This window comes from Streptomyces sp. (assembly GCF_035563135.1).
GTDB lineage: Bacteria > Actinomycetota > Actinomycetes > Streptomycetales > Streptomycetaceae > Streptomyces.
The window spans coordinates 1-2,148 of the sequence record NZ_DATMVN010000304.1 but is presented as its reverse complement, the minus strand read 5'-3'; the positions used below and the strand labels follow the sequence as shown (position 1 = coordinate 2,148).

Genomic DNA, 2,148 nt, shown 5'->3' with positions numbered 1-2,148 from the left:
TGTCGGACGAGAGGGCGCGGGGCGTGGATGTGCTCATGCGTCCACGCGCTCATGCGTCCACGCGCTCATGCGTTCACGCGCTCATGCGTTCATCCTGCGGGCGCCAGGGCGGTTCTACCGGTGTCCGGGGCGCTTCCCCTTGCCGCTCCTGCGGGCCGCCGGGTTGCCGGTCCGGGACGAGCGGCGCTTCGCGTACCGGGTGAGCGCCGTCTCGTACTCCGTGCGCCGCAGCTTCTCTCCCGGGGCCTCCTTGAACGAACGGAGGAAGTAGGCGAGGAGCGAGCCGATGAAGCCGATCGACTTGAGGCCGCGCAGCCTGTCGTCCTGGGACGGGTCGGCGGGGCGGCGGGTGAAGCCCTCCCAGGTCTTGCGGAAGGCGATGGCGCTGCACACCGCGAACATCAGCACGACGAGCATGCCGACGAAACTGCCGACCTCGGCGATCTCCAGGCCCTGGTAGGCGAAGCGCAGGACGAAGCAGGCGGCGACGGCGGCGACGAGCGAGCCGAGGGTGACACCCGCACGCCGCAGCCCGTATCCGCCGTCGTGGTCGACCCAGGTCGTACCGAAGAAACGGAGGGGTTCGGGCTGCGGCCCTGGCGCGGTGCCGCCCGAAGGCGCGGCCGGGGACGTTCCGGGGGCTTCGCTGTTCTCGCTCACGGGATCGATTATCCCCGGACGTGTGCCGGTTCCGTCAGTCGCAGCGCGGGGCGATGTAACCGTCACTGCCCGTCTTGACGTAGGCGTCCGAGACGAACTGGCCGTTGGCGATGTTGTCCCAGAGGTTCGACGTGCCGTACGGGCCGGACACCCGCTCCCCCGGCTTCTGGCAGTACACCGGCACGCTCATCCCGTACGGCAGCGTCCTCACGATCCCGTACTGCGTGCCGGGCCCCCGGCGGACGTTGACGCGGTAGCCGGGAGCGACCGGGTAGACGACGGCGCCCGCGGCGAGCGTCGTCACCTCCTCGACGGCGACCGCCCCGGTGTCCGTGGTGACTGCGACCGTGGTGTTCTCCTCAACGCCCATGAGGGCCTCCCCCGTTGATACCGATGTGTGTGACGCGCAGGCTAACAAGCCCCATGCTCCTCCCCCGCACCATCGACTAGGCTCCGTGCGTCGCGCTTGCGCACGAACACACGGGGGTGGGCGATGCCGCCGCTGCGAGGGACCGGATCGCATCCGGAAGCGGAGCATCCTGAGTACGCCGGGCAGTACCGGCTCCAGGCACGTCTCGGAGCGGGCGGCATGGGTGTCGTACACCTGGCGCGCTCCCCCTCCGGGCTACAGCTCGCGGTGAAGGTGGTGCACCGCCGGCACGCGGCGGACCCGGAGTTCAGGGCACGTTTCCGGCAGGAGGTCGCTGCTGCCCGGCGGGTCAGCGGAGCGTTCACCGCGCCGGTCGTGGACGCCGATCCGGAGGCCGCGCTGCCCTGGATGGCCACTCTCCACATCCCCGGTCCGACGCTCTCCGCGCAGGTGAAGCGGAACGGGCCGATGAGCCCCGCCGAGCTGCGCAGGCTCACGGCCGGGCTCGCCGAGGCGCTGCGCGACATCCACCGGGCCGGCGTCATCCACCGGGATCTCAAACCGAGCAACGTGCTGCTCCCCGACTCCGGGCCCAAGGTCATCGACTTCGGGATCTCCCGGCCGTACGACAGCGAGCTCCGCACGGAGACGGGCAAGCTGATCGGCTCACCGCCGTACATGGCGCCCGAGCAGTTCCAGCGGCCCCGCGAGGTCGGTCCGGCCGCAGACGTGTTCGCGCTCGGAGCGGTGCTGGTCCACGCGGCGACGGGGCGGGGGCCCTTCGACTCGGACAGCCCGTACCTCGTGGCCTACCAGGTGGTGCACGACGAGGCCGATCTGGCCGGGGTGCCGGCGGACCTCGCTCCCCTGGTCGGGCGCTGTCTGGCCAAGGAGCCGGCGGAGCGCCCCACCCCGGACGAGATCATGGCCGCGCTGCACCCCCCGTCGTACGAGGCGGCCGCCTTCATACCCGTCCGGCGCAGGCCGCTCGCCACCGAGGCCCCCGGGCCCGGGGGACCGGACGAGGGGACCACCCATGTGCGGGCGGCGGACGGGCTCGCGTCCGGTCCCGGGGACGCCGGGACGGCGAAGGACCCTCGTACGCGGCGCCGGCGCGC

Annotated in this window: 3 protein-coding genes; 1 reads left to right on the top strand and 2 read right to left on the bottom strand. The window is 72.1% G+C overall.

What is annotated here, in order from left to right:
• Positions 1 to 114 precede the first annotated feature (114 nt).
• Both VN520_RS13315 and VN520_RS13310 read right to left on the bottom strand, forming a co-directional pair.
• Positions 115 to 660, bottom strand: coding sequence for a hypothetical protein (locus VN520_RS13315; protein ID WP_325747101.1), 546 nt, complete (start codon positions 658 to 660; stop codon positions 115 to 117).
• Between the two features lie 34 nt (positions 661 to 694).
• A complete protein-coding gene (locus VN520_RS13310; RefSeq protein WP_325747100.1) occupies positions 695 to 1,030 on the bottom strand; it encodes an SH3 domain-containing protein in 336 nt (111 codons plus the stop codon).
• A 123-nt stretch (positions 1,031 to 1,153) separates the two neighbouring features.
• Here VN520_RS13310 and VN520_RS13305 point away from each other — a divergent pair.
• Positions 1,154 to 2,148 (top strand): serine/threonine-protein kinase (locus tag VN520_RS13305; protein ID WP_325747099.1); only part of this gene is annotated, 995 nt, incomplete at its 3' end.

What these genes read in the sequence shown, in the direction of transcription:
- VN520_RS13310 (WP_325747100.1), bottom strand. Translation starts at nt 1,030, where the DNA reads ATGGGCGTTGAGGAGAACACCACGGTCGCAGTCACCACGGACACCGGG.